Here is a 20455-nt window from a genome sequence, read left to right on the forward strand (position 1 = left end):
GGGATTGAAGAAGGAGATCAGCGTCTTGCCCTTGGTCAGCCGCTTCAGCTCGGTCTCATTGGGCTGGCGCACCTTGGCGATGATGTCGGCCGTCTTCCACAGCTGCGCCGCGGTCTTGACGATCTCGACGCCCGCCTCGGCATAGGCGGCATCCGAAAACCCCGCCGCCGCCCCGGCCCCGGTCTCAATCGCGCAAGCGTAGCCCAGCTTCTGCAACTGACGCGCAGAGTCCGGCGTCATCGCAACCCGGTTCTCGCCCGGAAATGTCTCTTTTGGTGTCCCTAATTTCATCTTTTCTTCCTTGCAGGAGTTACTCGGCGGTCCAACCGCCGTCGATCAGCAAAGAGGTGCCGGTGACCAGCGCCGAAGCATCCGAGGCCAGGTAGACGACAGCGCCCATGATGTCCTCGACCTCTCCGACGCGGCCCAGCTTGATCTTGCTTTCAATCCATTGGCGGTGTTCGGGATCGGCCAGCGTCTGTTCTCCCAGCGGGGTGCGAATGAAGGTCGGGCAGATCGAGTTGATGCGGATCCGGTTCGGGCCCCACTCGATCGCCATCGCTTTGATCATGCCCTCCAGCGCATATTTCGACGCGCAATAGACCGCGCGGTCGATGCCGCCCACATGCCCCATCTGGCTGCTTAGGTGGATGATAGAACCCGGTTTGCCGACTGCCGTCATGCGGCGTGCCGCGGCGGTGGAGAGGAAATAGGCGGCGCGCAGGTTCAGCCCCATCACCGCGTCATAATCTTCAGGGCTGGTGTCCAGCGCGGCACTGTGGCGCGCCATCCCGGCAGAGTTGACCACAACGTCAAAGGCCTCGCGCGCCGCCAGTTCGACCGCAACCGCCTTCACGTCCGTCAGATCCATCGGCAGCGACCGCGCGCTCAACCCCTCTTCGGCAAGTGCGCTGCAGAGCGCGTTGAGCTGGTCGTTGCTGCGCGCAAGACAATGCACCTCTGCCCCGGCCCGCGCCAGAGCAGTGGCAGCCCCCAGACCAATCCCCGAAGTGGCGCCGGTCACCAGCGCGCGTTTCCCGTCCAGCCGCAGGCTTGGCGTTTGCGGTAGTTTCATCTGTCTCTCCGGTTGGCCGCCCCCGGTCCGGAGGCAGAACAGGCCGGACCCTGGGCTCGCGCGGCCTGGGTCCGGCAATGGCAGGCGCGGCTATTCCGCGGCTTCGCGCCAGGCGGCGGCACCGGCGTAGGGCACCTCCACACCGCCATAGCGGCGCACGCGGATGTTGCACTGTTCGGCGTGGCCGACGAAGCCTTCGAGCATGCAGAGCCGCGAGCCGTACTCGCCGATCATGGTGGCGGCTTCGTCGGTGGTGACCTTCTGGTAGCTGTGGGTTTTCAGGAACTTGCCGACCCATAGGCCGCCGGTGTAGCGACCTGCCTTTTTGGTCGGCAGGGTGTGGTTGGTGCCAATCACCTTGTCGCCGTTGGCCACATTGGTGCGGGGCCCGAGGAACAGCGCGCCGTAGCAGGTCATGTTCTCAAGGAACCAGTCGTCGCGGTCCGTCATCACCTGCACGTGCTCGGAGGCGATGTCATCGGCGACCTTCAGCATCTCGTCGTAGGTGTCGCAGACAATCACCTCGCCGTATTCCTCCCAGGACACCTTGGCGGTGCCGGCGGTGGGCAGGATGCCCAGCAGACGGTCGATCTCGCTCAGGGTTTCCTCGGCCAGCTTGCGGGAGTTGGTCAGCAGCACGCACGGAGAATTGTATCCGTGCTCGGCCTGGCCCAGCAGGTCGGTCGCGCAGAGCTCGGCGTCCGCGGCGCTCTCATCCGCGATCACCATGGTCTCGGTCGGGCCTGCGAACAGGTCGATGCCGACGCGGCCGAAGAGTTGGCGCTTGGCCTCCGCCACGAAGGCGTTGCCGGGGCCGACCAGCATGTGTACCGGGTCGATGGTCTCGGTGCCGATGGCCATGGCGCCGATCGCCTGGATACCGCCCATCACGTAGATCTCATGCGCACCACCGAGGTGCATCGCGGCAATCACCGCGGCGTTGGGCTTGCCGTTGAAAGGCGGGGTGCAGGCGATGATGCGCGGCACGCCCGCGACCTTGGCGGTGGCCACCGACATATGCGCCGAGGCGACCATCGGGAACTTGCCGCCCGGCACGTAGCAGCCGACCGACTGCACCGGGATGTTCTTGTGGCCGAGGATCACGCCCGGCAGGGTTTCCACCTCGATGTCCAGCATCGAGTCGCGCTGCGCCTGGGCGAAGTTCATCACCTGCTCTTGCGCAAACTTGATGTCAGCCAGCTCGCGGTCGCTGAGCGAGGCGATCAGCTCGTCGATCTCCTGCTGGCTCAGGCGGAAGCTGGCGGGGCTATAGTTGTCGAACTTCTCGCTCAGCTCGCGCACGGCGGCATCGCCGCGGGTTTCGATGTCCTTCAGCGTGGCTTCCACCACCGCGCGGGTCTTGGCGTCGTCTTCGGCACGGTCCGCGTCAGACTTGCCGCGTTTCAGGTATTCGATGGTCATGGAAATCTCCTTTCAGAGCTTCGGAACTTGGCTTGGCAAAGGTTTCTGAGATCCGTCGACACGCTGCAATATTTTTCACTTTTGGTGAAAAATTTTCATCATGAGCGCTGGCAACACTGGCCCGGCAGGTACTCGAGCAATAAGCGAAGGATCAAAGGCCGGGCGCGTCGCTGCGCACCCGGCCTTTCTGTGATCGTCAGACGGCAGCGACTTGGGGCGACTGATCCAGCTGTCGGCGGGCAATCACCACCAGTGCAGCAAGGACCAGTGCGGCCGCGGCGGCGCTCCACCAGGGGCCGAGCAGTGCGAGGCCAGCGGGCAATGCCCACAGCAACCGCGAGGCACCGCCCCAAGGCAGCCGTGCCCCGCCCAGAAGATGCGCGATGGAGACCGCAAAGACGATGCCCGACAGGGCGGCCAACAGGATACCTTCGGTTCCGCCGCCGCCCAGCATGCCGGGATAGGCCAGGAACAGCATCGGCAGCGCATAGGCGGTGGCACCCAACCGTAGCGTCTCCACCGCCACCTTGAGCCAGGGCGCCTGCGCAATGGTTGCGGCCACGAAAACGCCCAGGCAAACTGGCGGCGTGATCACTGAAAGCGCCGCGTAGTACAGCACGAACATATGCACCACCAAGGGGTCGATGCCCTGCTGGATCAGCGCCGGGGCAAACACCGCGGCGACCATCACATAGGCCGCGGAGGTCGGCAGGCCCATCCCTGCAATCAGGCAGACCACCGCCATCAGCGCGGCGATCAGCCAGATATTGCCCTGACCTATCGCCAGCACCGCCGAGGTGACGGCAACGCCAAAGCCGGTTAGGTTGATCATCGCCACGAACACCTGGGCGCCAACCAGCAGGATGCCGACGATGACCACGCCCTTGCCGCCCGCCTCCAGCGCGCGCAGGATGATCGAGATCACCTCGCGCGGGTTCTCGCCGTTGGCAATGCGCGCCACCAGCACCGCCGCCAGCATTGCCAGCATGCCGTAGCAGGCGGTCAGCTCAACCGAGTTGCCATTCAAAACGCCGAAACCCAGCCCGCCAAGCGCCGCCGCGATGGGGGCAAGGCGGGTAAAATTCATCGCGCCGCGCCAGTCCGGCAGGTCATCGGCCGTCACCGGACGGAAACCCTGACGCCGGGCGATCACATGCACGGTGGAATAAATGCCAAGATAGAACAGCAGCGCAGGCAGCACCCCGGCAAGCGCAATGGACCAGTAGTTCACGCCCACCAGTTCTGCCATCACAAAGGCGGCGGTGCCCATGATCGGCGGCGCCAGCTGGCCGCCGGTGGAGGCAATCGCCTCCACCGCGCCGGCATAGGCGGGCGGGTATTTCAGCCGCTTCATCAGCGGGATGGTAAAATTGCCGGTGGTCGCAACATTGGCCACGGTAGAGCCGTTGATGGCGCCGAAGAAACCGGACGCAAAGGTGGCAATCTTGGCCGCACCGCCGGGGCGCGAGCCGCCAAGACGGGCGGAGAGATCAAAGAAGGTCTCGCCCGCGCCGGTGTGTAGCAGGATCGCGCCGAACAGCACAAAGGCCGCCAGCGTGGTCGAGGCCACATTGACCAGCATCCCCCACAGCCCACGGTCCGACAAGAAGATGATCTCGCTGAGGTAGGCGCTGTCAAAACCGCGGTGGCCGAACTGGCCGGGGATCAGATAGCCGAGGAAGGCATAAGCCACTGCCAGCGCCACGATCATCGGGAACACCCAGTTCGAGGTGCGCCGTGCCAGCTCCAGCACGCTCGCCAGCGTGCCAAAGGCCATGATCATGTCCAACGGCCCCGCCCAGGGCAGGTCGGTCATGATCGTCTCGTAGTTCGAGATGATGTAGCAGCCGGAGACCGTTACCATGGCAACGATGGCGGTATCGATGAGGATGCCCAGCCAGCGCAGCCGCGTGCCGTGCCACAACGGGTGCATCAGCACCGCCAGTGCTGCGATGGTCATCACGAACAGCGCCCGCTGCACCAGCGATTCAAATGGTCCGTTGAAGGAAGTGTAGAAGACAAACAGGCCCAGCATCACGGACAGAACCGCAATGGCCTTCTGGCGCAGGGATGCAAGCGAGGGGAACGCAATCATGGCAAAATCTCAATCGGCAGCGGACTGTGCGGCCGACACCAGACAGGCACCGGCCGCAGCTGCGGGTTACTTCAGGTGGTCCGGCACGGTCAGGCCGATCTCTTCGTAATAGCGCACGGCGCCGGGGTGCAGCGGGCTGGTGGCGTATTGCAGGGTCAGTTCGGGCAGGTTCAGCCCTTTGACCGTCGGGAAGGCCGCGGCCTGCTCATCCATCGATTCCATCACGGCCTTGGTCAGGTCATAGGCGGTCTGCTCATCCATGTCGGGGCGCGCGGAGACGCCGATCATGAAACCCCAGGCGGTGTAGGGGCCGGAGTTTTCCATCTCACCGCCCGGCATTTCCACGATCGACAGCTCCGGCAACTCGGCCCGGATCTTGTCTTCCTGCGCATCATCAATGCCCAGCACCTGCAGCGGGGTGAAGGCGGCGATGTCGGTGGTCAGCGCGTCAAACGAGGTGCCGACGGCGCTTTTGACGAACCCTTGCGAGCGGCCGTCCTTGATCGCGTTGGCCTGCTCGCCGTTAGTGCCGCGCACCCAGTCGGGTTCGATCTCGAGCAGCTTGAACACCTCCAGCGCTGTGGCCTCGGTGGAGGAGCCACGCATGCCGGGGCCAAACTTCTGCCCCGCCAGACCGGCGAGATCGGTGACACCGGAATCGCGCCGCACCACCACGTTCTGCGGTGCCAGCGAATAGGCCCACAGCAGCTTGGATTCGACCGGGCGACCGTCAAATCCTTTCACGCCATTGTAGGCGTGATACAGCGTCGAGGTTGTCACCAGGCCAATGTCCAGTTGTCCACGCGCCATCCGCTTGAGGTTGTCGACGGTGGCGCCGGTCTCTACCACCGACGCCTGATAGGTTTCCGGATAGGTGTCGTTCACGATCTTCGCCAGCGACGCAAAATAGGCGTAATGAGCGCTTTGGGAATTGGTCGCGCCGAACGCCAGCCGGGTTTCAGCCGAGGCGAGGCCACCAGCAACGGCGCCGGTCAGCGCCAAGGCCGCAGTCAGGGCAAGAGATTTGAGCTTCATGGAATATCCTCCCGATATTAAACGCGCTGAAAAAGCAGGCGTGTATCAGGAAGGGATGCGCAAATGCACCTCACCGCGCAATGGTTGCGATATTAAGTGAAATTTTTTCACTAAGCGCTGGCGCGCTGCTTCAGCTCTCCCGGCAGGATCCGGATGTCACCTTCAGCAGGATCGCTGCTGGGATCCGTCAGGATGTCGACCGCGAGGTTCAGCATCCGCCGGAGCGGCTGGCGCACGGTTGTCAACCGATACGCGTCCCAGGAGGCCATGGGGATATCGTCGAAACCGGCCACCGCGATATCTTCCGGCACCCGGATGCCCTGCATTCTGGCCGCATCCAGCAGCGCAATCGCCATGATGTCGTTGGCACAGAATACCGCCTCCGGCAGCGGTCGTTCAGCCAGCAGCATCTGCGCCGCCGCATGCGCCTGCCGATAGCTGTACCCCCCATCCAGCTCCACTGTCGGTCGCACATCATTCGTTGCCAGATGGTCGGTAAACCCGCGCATCCTCTCGAGATGGGTCGAGGTGTCACGCTGACCGCCGATGAAGGCAATCCGACGGCGATCGCTGCGGAGGAAACGATCTGCAATCATCCGCGCGCCCGCATAGTTGTCACAGCACACGGCCTTCATGTGGCTATCCGACTGCACCCGGTTCAGCAGCACGGCCGGGATCCGGTTCTGTCGGCACTTCACCGCCAGTTTGGACCCCATCCGTGAACTGGCGAGGATCACACCTTCGGTCCGGTAATCCAGCACCTGTCGCATCACCAGGTCCACATCCTCCCCGGTGGGCACCGCATGCAGGATCAGGCGCAAACCTCGCTCGGACAGCAGCCGGGCCGCCTCGTCCACGGCGGTCGGATAGAACGGATTGCGCATGTCGCCGACCACCATGGAAATGGTGTTGCTGGACTGGGACGACAGAATATGGTCGACGCGGCTGACGTACCCCAGCTTGGCCGCGGCGGCAAAAACCCGGCGCCGTTTGTCATCTGACAACGGCGCATCCGCCCGGTAGGCCCGCGACACCGCTGATACCGATACGCCCGCGAGCGCCGCGACGTCTTTTGAGGTCACTTTCTTCATGTCGCGATCATAGATCGGAAATTGCCCGCATGTGCAATTCCCCGCATCGCGTTCGCCCGACCATCCTAGTCAGGCGGACCAGAGCGCGAAAAACTGCACAACAACTGGGGCCAGCGCCGCCTGGATCTCCTTCGCGATGTGTCGAGCAGCGGGTGCGAGGCCATCCCCACCCCTTCATGAGTGCCCAACCTGCCGACCAAGATCCGTCGACGGCTCAGAGTGCTGGTGGCGAACGCAGCAACGACTGAAATTTTTCACTCTCATTGCGCGATATTGCGGCGGCGCGGGCGGTTTCCTAAGCAGGTCACCACCTACCGGCAGGCCCGGCAGCGCGGAGGGGCGCAGATATGGAGGGCAGGCCCTGCCCCGGCCCCGATCCACTGTCGTGACCTCCCCTTGCAGGTGAAACGCGATAGCAGAGGCGCAGATGACACTGAACGCAACCTTCAAGACCCGGCTCGCAGGCCGCGAGCAACTGCTCGGCCTGTTTGTGAAAACCCCGCACCCGATAATCACCGAGGTGCTGGGCCACGCTGGCGTCGATTTCGTTATCCTTGATGCCGAACACGCCCCCTTTGACCGCGCCGCCGTCGACACCTGCGCGATCGGGGCACGTGCGACCGGCTGCCCGCTTCTCGTGCGCATTCCCAACGACAATCCCGACACCATCCTGGGCATGCTGGACTGCGGCATCGCAGGCATCGTGGTGCCGCATGTGAAATCGGCGCAACAGGCGGCGGAAATCGTACGCAACACCCGCTACGGCCAGGGCCAGGGGCGCGGCTTCGCCGGTACCACCCGCGCCGCAGACTATGCCCGCCGCAGCCTGACCCAGCATTTCGACCTCGCAAACCGCGAGGTCAGCGTGATCTGCCAGATCGAGGATCCCGAAGGCTATGACGCCTATGAAGACATCGCCGCAGTCGACGGTGTCGATGCACTGTTCGTCGGCCGCGCCGACCTGGCGGTGTCCTATGGAGCCAATGATTTCCACGCGCCGGAAATCGGTCGGAAATGCGCCGAAGTGCTTGGTGCGAAAGACTCCGCCACTGGTCTCTACTGTGCCCCGGGCGAGGATATCAGCCGGTGGCGCGACGCCGGTGCCAGCCTGTTCGTGATCGGCTCCGAACATTCCCTGATGATGCAAGGCATTGCCCGCATCCGGCAGGATTCCTTCGGCGGCTGATCACGGCACGTCGCCGCGCCCGACAGCGGTGCGGCGGCATGGTGCCTTGGATCTCGGCTACATTCGATCAGCTGCGCGGGCCCTCTGCCATGCGAGCCAGGATGTCGACGCCCTGCTGCTTCCAGAAGTGCAAAAGGTCGATAAAGATCCAGTTCTCGGCCAACTTATCCCCCTGACGGCGATAAATGTCGATCACCCGGAACTCCCCAGCCTTGTCGGTTGCCGGCATGCCCATGAAGCCGCCGGTCGGACGGGCAGTGAAGTTCGGCCAGCCGAAGAAGCCGCCGAAATGGCCCTCGGCGAGGCGGCAGATGTGTTTCGTCTTGGATCGATCTGTGAACCCCGCTCGGAAGGGCCCGGAATGCTGCTTGGCATAGCGTTCAATGGTGTAGGTGGCGCCGATCCCGGCCGGTCCCCACCAGATCATGTCTTCTGCCCAGGTCTGACGCAGCTCGTCCTCAAGGGACAGCCCGCTGTTCCACTGGCCCAGGTCGGAGATCATCGCATTGATCGTCGCAAGCGTCTTTTCCCCTTCTTCCGGCGGCTGCGGGTCGTACATGAGACCATCATGGGTCATCGGACCGGGTTGCACGAGATGCGCGGCGGTCTGCGGCGGAAATGGCTGCAACCCTGCCTGCATCATCAGATGCGGGATGTCGAAATACATCGCCGTCTCGGTGATCTTGCCATCTTCGACGCGATTGAACTCGCAGTACCGCAGGAATGCCATCTTGCCGGTGGGGGCGATCCCCAACCAGGACGCGTCGAACAACCCCATCAAGTGACCCATCGACACAACCCATATCGAGGCAAAGCCGTCCATCTCGTTCAAGCCGGCAAAGAACACGTCTTCGCGCCGCTGCAGGTGACGCAAAGCCTTGTGCAAGGGCGTCCAGAACACTGCGGCAACCTCCTCGGCGCCCTGCTGTTCGTTGAAGGGATGGTACCCCCGCCAGATGTGATTCGAGGCATAGTAACGCGACAGAACCTCGGCCGCGCCCGCTCCGCCCGTCGCGTCGAGTTGGGCGTAAAGCTCCCTGACAACTTGTTTTTCCGATGAAAAATCCGGCATTCCAAACGCTCCCTGCATACGTGTGCAAAAAAGTCTTGCCAAAAACTTTGCCCCGAGTCTACCTTATTTGCAATCGTATGCAAAAGCGGCTGACAGCAGCCGGCAGGGAGACGTCATGGCCGAGATTCAACTGCGCAATGTGGGCAAACGCTGGGGGTCGTTCGTCGGTGTCGACAATTTCGACCTCACCATCGCGGACAAGGAATTTCTGGTGCTGTTGGGGCCTTCGGGCTGCGGCAAGACCACCACAATGCGGATGATTGCCGGGCTCGAAGAGGCCAGCGAAGGCGACATTCTGATCGACGGGCAGCGCGTCAACGACATGGAACCCAAGGACCGCGACGTGGCGATGGTGTTCCAGTCCTACGCGCTTTATCCGAACATGAATGTCTACGAGAACATCCGCTTCCCGCTGAAGGTCCGGGGCATCGACCCCAAGACCCACGACGAGAAGGTCCGCCGTGCCTCGGCGATGGTCGAACTCGACGACTTCCTGCACCGCAAGCCGGCCGAATTGTCGGGCGGTCAGCGCCAGCGCGTCGCCCTGGCCCGTGCCATCGTGCGGGAGCCCAACGTCTTCCTGATGGACGAACCGCTGTCGAACCTCGACGCCAAGCTGCGCGTCTCCACCCGCGCCCAGATCAAGAACCTCAGCCACGAGCTGGCGGTGACCACCATCTACGTGACCCACGACCAGATCGAGGCGATGACGCTGGCCGACCGTGTGGTGGTCATGAAGAAGGGCGTGGTGCAACAGGTCGGCAGCCCGACCGAAATCTACGACCGCCCCGCAAATACCTTCGTCGCCAGCTTCATCGGCAACCCGGCGATGAACCTGATGGAGGGCGAGGTCCAGGGCGGCACCTTCCGCGCCAAGAACGTCGAGATCTCCGGCCTGAGCGCCCCCAACGGCCCGCTGACCCTTGGCTTCCGCGCCGAGGATGCCGGCATCGCAGAGCCGGGCCACGGCCAGATCAACGCGCCGATCTACACGATGGAGCTGCTGGGCGACGCCACCATGATCTCGGTCCGCGTCGGCGGCGCGCTGGTCTCGGTCAAGGCGGACAAGACCTTCCGTGCGGAGATCGGCGAGATGGTGTCAATCGCCGTTCCGCAACACATCTGCCACCTCTTCGACGGACAAACCGGCGCGCGGATCGGAGGCTGATCCGCGCGGCACAGAAGGCACAAATGCCCCAGCCCAAGCCTCGGTAAAGCAAAAGCCAACAGGGAGATTACCATGCTACTGAAAAGACTTGCCACAGCGTCACTATTTGCCGGACTGATGAGCTCGGCCGCCTTTGCCGCCGATTGCGGCCCCGAGGGGCAGTCGATCCGCATTCTGGCCAGCGACTTCCCCGCGATTCACGCGGTGGTTGAAGCCGCGCAAGCGAATTGTGCCGCCGCCGCTGCCGAATTCACCGTCAACCACACCACCGAAGCGCGCCAGATCATGAACGCGGCGCTGACGCCGAACCCGGCGGAATACACCTCGGTGATCCTCGCCAACGCGACCCTGACCCAGCTGATGAACGACGGGCTGGTGCGGCCGCTGAACGATCTGGTTGAGAAGTACAAGGACAGCATCCCGCCGAACGTACTGATCACCATCGACGGCAAGGTGATGGCGGTCGCCTTCATGGCCAACTCGCAGCACCTGTTCTCGCGCAAGGACATCCTCGAGCAGGCCGGTGTCGAAGGCATCCCCGCATCCTATGAGGAAGTTCTGGAAGCGGCGGAGAAGATCCGCGCTGCGGGCATCATGGAACATCCCCTGGTGATGAACCTGCAAACCGGCTGGAATGTCGGCGAAGTCTTCAACATGATCTATCTCGGCCACGGCGGTGAGTTCTTCGCGCCCGGCTCTGCCGAGCCTTCGATCAACAACGAAAAAGGCATCGCCACGCTCAACACCATGAAGGCGCTGGTGGAATACGCCCACCCGGACCACCTGACCCATGCCTCCAACGAGACACAGGGCCTGTGGGAATCCGGCCAGGCGGCACTGGCTATCATGTGGGGCTCGCGCGGCGCGCCGATCCTGGATGACGAAGGCTCCACCGAAGAAGTGACTTCGAACACGGTTCTGTCGGCAGCCCCCACCGTCGGCGGCGGCTCAACGCCCGCGGCCACCCTGTGGTGGGACGGCATCTCGATCGCGGCCAACATCCCGGATGCAGACGCCGAGGCCACCTTCGCGGCCCTCATCAGCGGTCTCAACCCGGAAATGGTGGCGGCCAACAACGACGATGCTGTCTGGCTGCTGCCCGGCTTTGAGCCCGGCCCTGCCGCTGCAGGTGTCGCAGCGACCGCGCAGGGCGGTGCGCGCCCCTACCCGATGATCCCGCAGATGGGCCTGCTGCACGCAGCGCTCGGTTCGGAACTGACCGACTTCCTGAAAGGCGGTGAAAGCGCCGAACAGGCGCTGGCAGATGTCGAGACCGCCTATCGGACCTCGGCCAAGGAAGCCGGTTTCCTCAAGTAAACCTCCCCGACTGGAGGGGGCTCCGGCCCCCTCACCTTTTCCGGACAGAAGACTGAGACGCACGCCATGAAGCACCGCACCTTTTTCTGGTTCATCCTGCCGACGCTATCCGCGATGATCCTCTTCATCGCACTGCCCATCGTCTCGGTTTTCATCCAGTCCTTGTTCGTCGAGCACGAACAGGTTCTGGTGGTCTCCGAGAGCTGCGGCCCGTTCGGCTGCTCTCCCACCACCACGGTAGACGTCGCAGCCACCGAGAAACTGCGGCAGGAACAGCCGCTGGGCCAGTTCAACGGGCTCGGCACCTACATCAACCGCTCGCATCTGGCCTTTGCCGAGGTTGGCGAAGCCTGGCGGACCACCGAAACCTTCGGCGCCTTCTGGAAACAGGTCTCCAACCTGCCCTTCTACCGCGCGCTGATCTTTACGCTGACCTATACGGCGGTCGTCACGCCGGTGGTGATCGCCCTTGGCCTGGCGATTGCAGTGGGGGTGAACAACCTGCCCCGCATGCTCAAAGGGCCGTCGATCTTCATCTCGCTGCTGCCGTTCCTGGTGACCCCGCTGGTCGGCTCGCTGATCCTGTTCTGGATGGTCGACAGCGACGGCGTGATCGGCGCCACCATCCAGCGCGTCTTCAACGACCCGTCGCTCAGCCTCAAGGCCTCCACCACGCTGACCTGGACCATGCTGATCGTCTACGGCATCTGGCACACCCTGCCGTTCAGCTTCATCACCTTCTACGCCGGGCTGCAGACCGTGCCCGAGGACACCATGGAAGCGGCGATGATCGACGGCGCCTCCAAGTGGCAGCGCATGATCCACGTGATCGTACCGCACCTGTCGCCGCTGATGGCCTTCGTGACGCTGATGCTGCTGATGGACAACTTCCGCGTTTTTGAGCCGATCGTAAGCTTCAAGGCCGAGGCCCACGCAACCTCGCTCAGCTGGATCATCTACAACGACCTGCGCGAAAGCGGCAATCCGCTCTACGGCTCGGCCGGGGCAACCTCGATGATGACCATCATCGGCGTGGTGATCCTGCTGACACCGGTGCTGATCCGCACCTGGCGCGACTTCTCCCGCAAAGCACACTGAGGGCACGAACATGGCAACCAAGGCACAATCCTCCATCGCAGTCCCGGCAGTGAACCCCAAGTCCCGCTCCCGCGTCTCGCTGCTCACGGTGGTTTCCCTGGCGCTGGTGGCGCTCTGGCTGATCATCGCCGCCTTCCCCTTCTTCTGGACCTTCTGGGGCAGCTTCAAGGTGCAGTCGGACTTCTTCTCCAAGACCGACTGGCAGAACGCCATCTACGGGGTCAACACGATCCAGCAGACCGGCAGCGCCTTCACGCTCGATGGCTACCGCGGCGCCTGGGTGGAAGAGGAATTCTGGCGCAACGTCATCAACTCCGGCATCGTGGTGTTCTTCACCGTGGTGATCTCGCTCACCTTCGGCACGCTGGGCGGCTACGCGCTCGCCCGCTCCGGCCGCCGCTATGCCTTCTGGCTCCTGATGGCCGCGCTGGTGTTCCGCGCCATGCCGCATATCACCCTGGTCTCCGGCTACCTGCTGCCGTTCTTTGAATGGAACATCTGGGGCATCCTGCCGACCACCATCATCGTGCTTGTGGCGATCAACCAGCCCTTCACCCTGTGGATGCTGCACTCCTTCTTCCTCAACATCCCCAAGGACATGGACGAAAGCGCCATGGTCGACGGCTGCACCCGCTTCCAGGCCTTCCGCCACGTGATCATCCCGGTGATGTGGCCCGGCGTCATCACCACCGGCCTGTTCAGCTTCCTTCTGGCCTACAACGACTTTGCGGTGACCGCGATGCTCCTGAGCTCCGAGAATGAGACCATCATCCCCGCGATCAACAGCTTCCTCGGCACCACCCAGGTCGAAGGCAAGGTGATGTACGCCGTCGCCGCCGTGGTCTCCGCCACTGCCCCGCTGTTCGTGCTGATCCTGTTCTTCCAGCGCCAGATCGTCAGCGGCCTGACCGCCGGCGCGGTCAAAGGCTGATGAGCAGCGCCGCAAGACATAACGCCGTTGGGCGCCACCCGGCGCTCAACCGGATGCCAAGGGATTTTTTGACGGACGGTCGTCTCCTCCCCGTCTGACCACATCATCCCTTGGCAACAAATTGAAGGAATAGAGCATGAAAGGCTCCCGCCCCGAACAAGCCGTGTTGACCAAAGACACGGACATGAGCAAGACCGAAGAAACCCGCCGCGTGATCGAAAGCATGGTGGACGGGTTGAACGACCACCGGATCAGCGACATCGGCGAGTTCTTTGCCGAAGGTTTCCGCTGGATGGGCAACCAGGGCTGCGGCACCAAGAACGGGCTGAAGGAATTCCAGGACAACTGGCAGCGCCCCTTCCAGGCCGCCTTCTCCGACAAGGTCTGCATCGACGAGGCCCGCCTCTACATGGGCGAATGGGCTGCCGCCTTCGGCCGCCAGGAAGCCACCCACTCGGGCACTTTCCTCGGCATCGAACCCACCGGCAAGCGGGTCGAGATCCGTTACATGGACTTCTGGAAAGTCGTCGACGGCAAGATCGTGGACAACTGGGTGAACGTCGATTTCGCCCATGTCGCCGCCCAGCTCGGCGTTGACCTGTTCAACGGCGAGGGCTGGGAAGCTTTTGACCGCGGGGAGAAAACCCCTCCGCGCCCCGACAATTGAGGACCTGACCATGACCATCGAATACCTAAAACGCGGCAAGTCCGATGCCGACCGCGCCGAGGATGACGCCAAGACCCGCGCCGTGGTCGAAGCCACGCTGAAGGACATCGAGGCCCGCGGCGACGCCGCCGTGCGCGAGCTTTCCGAGAAGTTCGACAACTACAGCCCGGAAAGCTTCCGCCTCAGCCAGCAGGAGATCGACGATCTGATCGCCTCGCTCAGCGACCGCGAGCTGGCAGACATCAAGTTTGCGCAAGAGCAGGTGATGAACTTCGCCCAGGCGCAGCGCGACTCGATGCTGGACATCGAGGTGGAGACCCTGCCGGGCGTGATCCTCGGCCACAAGAACATCCCCGTGCAGTCGGTCGGCTGCTACGTGCCGGGCGGCAAGTTCCCGATGGTCGCCTCGGCGCATATGTCGGTGGCCACCGCCAAGGTGGCCGGCGTGCCGCGCATCATCGCCTGCACCCCGCCTTTCAACGGCAAGCCCAATGCCGCGGTGATTGCCGCGATGCACCTCGGTGGCGCGCATGAGATCTACGTGATGGGCGGCATCCAGGCGATCGGCGCCATGGCAATCGGCACCGAGACCATCGACCCGGTGCACATGCTGGTCGGCCCCGGTAACGCCTTCGTGGCGGAGGCCAAGCGCCAGCTGTTCGGCCGCGTCGGCATCGACCTTTTTGCAGGCCCGACCGAGACAATGGTGATCGCGGACGAGACTGCCGCGGACGCCGAGCTCTGCGCCACCGACCTCCTGGGACAGGCCGAGCACGGCTACAACAGCCCCTGCGTGTTGCTCACCAACTCCCGCAAGCTGGCCGAGGAAACCCTGAGCGAGATCGACCGTCTGCTGGGCATCCTGCCGACCGCCGGCACCGCCAAGGTGTCTTGGGAGGAATACGGCGAGGTGATCGTCTGCGACACCTACGAGGAGATGCTGCAGGTCGCCGATGACATCGCCTCCGAGCACGTGCAGGTGATGACGGACCGCGACGACTGGTTCCTGGAGAACATGACCTGCTACGGCGCGCTGTTCCTCGGCCCCCGCACCAATGTGGCCAACGGCGACAAGGTGATCGGCACCAACCACACCCTGCCGACCAAGAAGGCGGGCCGCTACACCGGCGGTCTGTGGGTCGGCAAGTTCCTGAAAACCCACAGCTATCAGAAGGTCATCACCGACGAGGCCGCCACCATGATCGGCGAATACGGCTCGCGCCTGTGCATGCTGGAAGGCTTCGTCGGCCACGCCGAACAATGCAATATCCGTGTCCGCCGTTATGGCGGCAAGAACGTGGCTTACGGAGAGGCAGCAGAATGACGACCGACGTCCACACCCGGAACAAGGCCCTGATCGCGCCGATGCGCGAGGCGATGCGCGACTTCAGCGAGAAGGGCGTGCGCGCCGCGCTGCAAGAGCTGATCGCGCCCGACGCAGTGGTGCATATGTGCCACCCCTTCGGCGACCTGACCGGCCCGGCGGAGCTTTATGACACCTGCTACGCACCGCTGCTGCAGTCCATGCCGGACCTCGAGCGTCGTGACTGGATCGTCATGGGCGGGCGCACCGAACATGGCGGCGACTGGATCGGCTGCGGCGGCCATTACTACGGCACCTTCGTGCGGCCCTGGCTGGACATCCCGCCGACCGGGCATCTGACCCACATGCGGTTCCACGAATTCTACCGGTTCGAGGAAGGCCGCGTGGTCGAGATCCAGACCATCTGGGACATCCCAGAGGTGATGATGCAGGCAAACGCCTGGCCGATGGCGCCCTCACTCGGTCTCGAGTTCTGCATCCCCGGCCCGGCCACGCATGACGGCATCGTGCCGGGTCCCTGGGACGAGGAGAAATCCCAGGCCTCCTGCGCGCATATCGTCGAGATGCTCAATCACCTGAAGAAACACCCGAGCCAGGGTGGCCCGGAGGTAATGGAGATGCCGAAGTTCTGGCACGAGCGGATGAACTGGTACGGCCCCGCCGGCATCGGCACCGGCCGTGGCATCGCGGGCTTCCGCAACTGGCACCAGATCCCGTTCCTGAACGGCATGCCCGACCGCGGCCAATATCTGGACGAGATCACCTACCACTTCTTCGGCGATGGCGAATATGCGGCCGTGACCGGCTGGCCCAACATGATCCAGACCGTCACCCATGACGGCTGGATGGGTATTGCGCCGTCGGGCAAACGCATCACCATGCGCTCGCTGGACTTCTGGCGACTGGAGAATGGCAAGATCCGCGAAAACTGGGTCACGGTGGACATTCTGGACGCCTACCGCCAGTTGGGCGTAGATGTCTTCGCCCGCCTGCGCGAGTTCAACAAGGCCCGCGTGGCTGGCGAGATCCCCTTCCCTGTCAGCGAGGTTTGACATGTCCACCTTCCCCAGCACTCCCAGTTTCAGCCTTGAAGGCAAGAATGCCCTGATCGCCGGCGCCTCGTCGGGGATCGGAATGGCCTGCGCCGTTGCATTGGCTGAACACGGTGCTGAGGTCACCCTTGCAGCGCGTCGCACGGAGGCGCTGCAAGACATCGCGGCAGAAATGACCGCACGCGGCTGGAAAGCACGCGTACTGCAGCTGGATGTCGCGGATGTCGAGGCAACGGCAGAAGCTGTCGCCGAAAATGGTCCCTTTGATATCCTAGTGAACTCCGCCGGCCTTGCCCGCCACGGCAAGGCCGTGGAGACCGCGCCGGAGGATTTCGACGCGGTGATGGGCGTCAACGTCCGCGGCGCCTACTTCCTGACACAGGCCGTGGCCAAGGGGCTGATCGCAGCGGGCCGTCCCGGTTCGCTCATCAACATCTCCAGCCAGATGGGCCACGTCGGCGGGCGCGAGCGCGCCGTCTATTGCGCATCGAAATTCGCGGTCGAAGGCTTCACCAAGGCAATGGCGCTGGAATTCGGACCCGCGAAGATCCGCGTCAACACGGTCTGCCCGACCTTCATCCTCACCGATCTCACCCGGCCGACGTTTGACGATCCGGAAAAACGCGCCTGGGTGCTGGACAAGATCAAGCTGGGTCGCCCGGGCGAGGTCGAGGACATCATGGGCGCGGTGGTCTACCTCGCGTCGGATGCCGCCAGCCTCGTCACCGGCACGGCGCTGATGGTCGACGGAGGTTGGACGGCAGACTGATGGCAACGAGCAAGGTCACCTCACTGGACGTTGCCCGCCTTGCGGGTGTCAGCCAATCCGCGGTCAGCCGGGTGTTCACCCCCGGTGCCTCGGCTTCAAAGAAGACCATCGAAAAAGTCCGCAAGGCAGCCGAGCAACTGGGCTACCGGCCCAATGTTCTGGCCCGCGCCATGGTCTCCGGCAAAAGTGGCATCATCGGGCTGGTGGTGGCCTATCTCAACAACCAGTACTATCCCGAAGCGCTGGAAAAACTGACCAATGCCTTGCAGGAGCGCGGCTATCACGTGCTCGTCTTCCTCGCCTCCCACTCTGCGGGCAACATCGACACGGTGGTTGACGAAATCCTGGATTTCCAGGTCGACGGTATCATCGCCGCCTCGGTTGCGCTGTCCTCGGATCTCTCCGCCCGCTGCCAGGCGGCGGGCGTACCGATGGTGCTGTTCAACCGGGCTCAGGACGATCCCTCGATGTCGGCGGTGACCTCCGACAATATCGCGGGCGGCCGCAAGGCAGCGGAATTCCTTCTGGCAGGCGGCCACAAGAAAATCGGTTATATCGCCGGTTGGGAAGGCGCCTCGACCCAGCGTGACCGCGAGGCGGGATTTCTTGCCGCCCTGCAAGCCGCGGGGATGCCGCTGCACGCCCGCGAGGTCGGCAACTTCGTCACCGAAGAGACACAGGAAGCCACCCGCCGCATGTTCGCGCAGGATCCGCCCGATGCGGTCTTCGTCGCCAACGACCACATGGCGATCACAGTGATGGACACGCTGCGTTTTGAACTGGGCCTGCGGGTGCCCGAGGACGTCTCGGTCATCGGCTACGACGATGTGACCGTCGCCGCCTGGCCCACCTACAACCTCACCACCGTGCGGCAGCCCGCCAACCGCATGGTGGCCGAAACCGTCGACATCATCCTGGCCAAGATTGAGGACGCCGAAGTGCGCCCGCGCCGGGTCGAGATCGACGGCCCACTAATTGTTCGCGGCTCCGCCCGCATACCTGAAGGATGGAAGACATGAAGGGATTTGACCCCAAGTTCAAGGATTTCCCCGATTACATCATTGGCATTACCAAAGAGATCTGGGAAGACCGCGGCATCGCCACGCTGCACGACTATTACGCGCCGGACATCGTCGTACGCTCGCCCGCCTCGGTGGTGGTCGGCAACGAGGGCGTAATCGCCGCCACCATGGCGACGCTGGCCGAGTTCCCCGACCGTACCCTTCTGGGCGAGGACGTGATCTGGTCCGGCACACCCGAAGAGGGCATGCTGTCTTCGCACCGCCTGCTGTCCACCGCGACCCACCTGGGTGATGGTGTCTATGGCAAGGCCACCGGCAAGAAGCTCACCTACCGCATCATTGCCGACTGCCATGCGATCAACAATCAGATCAACGACGAATGGCTGATCCGCGACCAGGGCGCCATCGTGCGGCAGATGGGCTGGGACCCCAAGGAATACGCCCGCGACCTGATCGCGCGGGAAGGCGGGCCGGACAACTGCGTGCAGCCCTGCACCCCGGCCAACGATCAGCCCGGCCCCTACAAGGGTCATGGCAATGACAACGAATGGGGTCAGAAATACGCCGATATCCTGACCCGGATCATGAATGCCGACATGCGGGTGATCGAAAGCGAGTACGACCGCGCGGTGCAGTCGGAATATCCCGGCGGCGTCACCGGCCACAGCTTTGGCCCGGTGGACCGCTTCTGGATGGGGCTGCGCGCCGCTTTCCCGAACGCCGAGTTCAAGATCCACCACCAGATCGGCCGCGACGACCCGATGATGCCGCCGCGCGCCGCGCTGCGCTGGACGCTGCATGGCAAGCACGACGGCTGGGGCGTCTTCGGCAAGCCGACCGGCGCCGAGGTGTTTGTGCTGGGCGCCAGCCACGCCGAGTTCGGCCCCTGGGGCCTGCGCCGCGAGTACACGCTGTTCGACGAAACCTCGGTCTGGAAACAGATCCTGCTGCAGACGGGCGATCTCTGAATGAGGCCCGGTGCCTCTCCTCTGGACGCCAGCGAGGCGGCGCGGCGGTTTCACACCCACCGCGCCAGCCTGCGCGCCCGGCGGCTGAACAACCGCCCGCCCGGGCGTGCGGTCTGAACCCGCTGCATTCAACCCGGATTTCAAGAGGATACCAGACATGACCACACTTCAGGACCGCATCGTCCGCTACGGCGAGCTGAAACCCTGCAAAACCGCCTTCATCGACGCCCACACCCCAGGCTCCGACCAGAAGGAGAACTTCACAATCATCGGCGGCGGCGTCAGCGAAAGCCCCGATCAGCACGTCCACATCACCGATCAGATCGGATTCAACATCGGCGCGGCCGGCCAGCCGCCGAAATGCCGCAACTCGCTGCACAGCCACACCACGGCCGAGGTCTTCTTCGTGCTGAAGGGGCGCTGGCGCTTTTTCTGGGGCCGCCACGGTGACGCAGGCGAATTCATCGCCGAGGAAGGCGACATTTTCAACATCCCCACCGGCATCTTCCGCGGCTTTGAAAACGTCGGCACCGATTACGGGATGATCATGGCGATCCTCGGCGGCGACGATGCCGGCGGCGGCGTGACCTGGGCCCCCCAGGTGATCGAGGAAGCCAGCGCTCATGGCCTGGTGCTGGGCGAAAACGGCGTGCTCTACGACAGCAAGAAGGGGCAGAGCCTGCCAGACCGCATCAAGCCGATGCCGCTGCTGACCGAGGAACAGCTGAAGGCCTACCCGGAGGTGCCGGTGGAGAACGTGGTGCGGGACTACGTGGCGCGCTACTGGGACCTGATGGCGCTGGCAGCCAAAAAGCCCGCCAAGGTGATCGGCGCGGACGGGCTGCTGAAGGACCGTCCCGGCTTCGAGGTCGAATTCCTGACCCGCGGGTCGCTGGATGGCACCCCGGTGGCCTGCGAAAAGCCTAATGTGCTGATGCCGGTGCGCGGCCACTGGCAGCTGCGCGCCGAGGGGCTCGACACCATCCTCAACCCCGGCGACACCGCGCTGCTGCTGCCCGGCGAGAGCTATCAGCTCGAACCGTCGATGACCGGCGAAGCCAGCCTCTACCGCGTGGTCGCAACCGACGATCCGGCCGGCGCCACCTGGCAAGGCTGACCTCGCGCGGGGTGGCCTTCGGGCTGCCCCGCACCACCGCCCCTTC

18 protein-coding genes and 1 pseudogene are annotated in these 20455 nt (G+C 63.8%); 12 read left to right on the top strand and 7 right to left on the bottom strand.

The genetic code is table 11. From position 1 onward, the window contains the following. From AB9K35_RS09530 to AB9K35_RS09555, 6 genes and pseudogenes are all read right to left on the bottom strand, one after another. Nucleotides 1-291, bottom strand: a pseudogene (locus AB9K35_RS09530) (NAD(P)(+) transhydrogenase (Re/Si-specific) subunit alpha); the annotation flags it as partial. Between the two features lie 19 nt (nucleotides 292-310). Further along, on the bottom strand, nucleotides 311-1075 hold the full coding sequence (locus AB9K35_RS09535; protein WP_369925595.1) for an SDR family NAD(P)-dependent oxidoreductase: 765 nt from the start codon (nucleotides 1073-1075) through the stop codon (nucleotides 311-313). Between the two features lie 90 nt (nucleotides 1076-1165). Then, nucleotides 1166-2497, bottom strand: coding sequence for a histidinol dehydrogenase (gene hisD / locus AB9K35_RS09540; protein ID WP_369925596.1), 1332 nt, complete (start codon nucleotides 2495-2497; stop codon nucleotides 1166-1168). 196 nt (nucleotides 2498-2693) lie between these two features. Beyond that, the gene (locus AB9K35_RS09545) at nucleotides 2694-4592 is read right to left on the bottom strand and encodes a TRAP transporter permease (protein WP_369925599.1); all 1899 of its coding nucleotides are present in this window, start codon (nucleotides 4590-4592) and stop codon (nucleotides 2694-2696) included. Between the two features lie 66 nt (nucleotides 4593-4658). Further along, nucleotides 4659-5627, bottom strand: coding sequence for a TAXI family TRAP transporter solute-binding subunit (locus AB9K35_RS09550; protein WP_369925601.1), 969 nt, complete (start codon nucleotides 5625-5627; stop codon nucleotides 4659-4661). A gap of 110 nt (nucleotides 5628-5737) precedes the next feature. Continuing rightward, on the bottom strand, nucleotides 5738-6718 hold the full coding sequence (locus tag AB9K35_RS09555) for a LacI family DNA-binding transcriptional regulator (protein ID WP_369925603.1): 981 nt from the start codon (nucleotides 6716-6718) through the stop codon (nucleotides 5738-5740). 427 nt (nucleotides 6719-7145) lie between these two features. On the opposite strand from AB9K35_RS09555, the gene AB9K35_RS09560 reads away from it, so the two are divergent. Next, nucleotides 7146-7904 carry an HpcH/HpaI aldolase/citrate lyase family protein gene (locus AB9K35_RS09560; RefSeq protein ID WP_369925605.1) on the top strand — a complete coding sequence of 253 codons (759 nt, stop codon included), beginning with the start codon at nucleotides 7146-7148 and terminating at the stop codon, nucleotides 7902-7904. 67 nt (nucleotides 7905-7971) lie between these two features. On the opposite strand, the gene AB9K35_RS09565 is transcribed toward AB9K35_RS09560, so the two are convergent. Beyond that, nucleotides 7972-8976 carry an ester cyclase gene (locus AB9K35_RS09565; protein WP_369925607.1) on the bottom strand — a complete coding sequence of 335 codons (1005 nt, stop codon included), beginning with the start codon at nucleotides 8974-8976 and terminating at the stop codon, nucleotides 7972-7974. Nucleotides 8977-9091: 115 nt separating this feature from the next. On the opposite strand from AB9K35_RS09565, the gene AB9K35_RS09570 reads away from it, so the two are divergent. From AB9K35_RS09570 to AB9K35_RS09620, 11 genes are all read left to right on the top strand, one after another. Next, nucleotides 9092-10144 carry an ABC transporter ATP-binding protein gene (locus tag AB9K35_RS09570; RefSeq protein WP_369925609.1) on the top strand — a complete coding sequence of 351 codons (1053 nt, stop codon included), beginning with the start codon at nucleotides 9092-9094 and terminating at the stop codon, nucleotides 10142-10144. Between the two features lie 72 nt (nucleotides 10145-10216). After that, entirely contained in the window at nucleotides 10217-11461 is a 1245-nt protein-coding gene (locus tag AB9K35_RS09575; protein WP_369925611.1) for an ABC transporter substrate-binding protein, read from the top strand. A gap of 66 nt (nucleotides 11462-11527) precedes the next feature. After that, nucleotides 11528-12559 (top strand): carbohydrate ABC transporter permease, encoded by a 1032-nt coding sequence (locus tag AB9K35_RS09580; RefSeq protein WP_369925613.1) that lies wholly within the window; start codon nucleotides 11528-11530, stop codon nucleotides 12557-12559. A 10-nt stretch (nucleotides 12560-12569) separates the two neighbouring features. Then, the gene (locus tag AB9K35_RS09585; protein ID WP_222455446.1) at nucleotides 12570-13490 is read left to right on the top strand and encodes a carbohydrate ABC transporter permease; all 921 of its coding nucleotides are present in this window, start codon (nucleotides 12570-12572) and stop codon (nucleotides 13488-13490) included. Between the two features lie 136 nt (nucleotides 13491-13626). Beyond that, the gene (locus tag AB9K35_RS09590; RefSeq protein WP_369925615.1) at nucleotides 13627-14157 is read left to right on the top strand and encodes an ester cyclase; all 531 of its coding nucleotides are present in this window, start codon (nucleotides 13627-13629) and stop codon (nucleotides 14155-14157) included. Between the two features lie 10 nt (nucleotides 14158-14167). Continuing rightward, nucleotides 14168-15481 carry a histidinol dehydrogenase gene (hisD, locus tag AB9K35_RS09595; RefSeq protein ID WP_369925617.1) on the top strand — a complete coding sequence of 438 codons (1314 nt, stop codon included), beginning with the start codon at nucleotides 14168-14170 and terminating at the stop codon, nucleotides 15479-15481. Then, a complete protein-coding gene (locus AB9K35_RS09600) occupies nucleotides 15478-16533 on the top strand; it encodes an ester cyclase (RefSeq protein ID WP_369925619.1) in 1056 nt (351 codons plus the stop codon). The genes hisD (AB9K35_RS09595) and AB9K35_RS09600 overlap by 4 nt, the downstream gene beginning before the upstream one ends. A gap of 1 nt (nucleotide 16534) precedes the next feature. Then, nucleotides 16535-17302 carry an SDR family NAD(P)-dependent oxidoreductase gene (locus AB9K35_RS09605; RefSeq protein ID WP_369925620.1) on the top strand — a complete coding sequence of 256 codons (768 nt, stop codon included), beginning with the start codon at nucleotides 16535-16537 and terminating at the stop codon, nucleotides 17300-17302. Further along, nucleotides 17302-18321 (top strand): LacI family DNA-binding transcriptional regulator, encoded by a 1020-nt coding sequence (locus tag AB9K35_RS09610; protein ID WP_369925622.1) that lies wholly within the window; start codon nucleotides 17302-17304, stop codon nucleotides 18319-18321. The genes AB9K35_RS09605 and AB9K35_RS09610 overlap by 1 nt, the downstream gene beginning before the upstream one ends. Beyond that, complete coding sequence (locus AB9K35_RS09615; RefSeq protein WP_369925624.1) at nucleotides 18318-19292, top strand: ester cyclase; 975 nt, start codon at nucleotides 18318-18320, stop codon at nucleotides 19290-19292. The genes AB9K35_RS09610 and AB9K35_RS09615 overlap by 4 nt, the downstream gene beginning before the upstream one ends. Nucleotides 19293-19449: 157 nt before the next feature. Further along, nucleotides 19450-20409, top strand: a complete 960-nt coding sequence (locus tag AB9K35_RS09620; protein ID WP_369925626.1) for a cupin domain-containing protein — start codon at nucleotides 19450-19452, stop codon at nucleotides 20407-20409. Nucleotides 20410-20455: the final 46 nt, after the last annotated feature.

This window comes from Leisingera sp. XS_AS12, from assembly GCF_041224635.1.
GTDB lineage: Bacteria > Pseudomonadota > Alphaproteobacteria > Rhodobacterales > Rhodobacteraceae > Leisingera.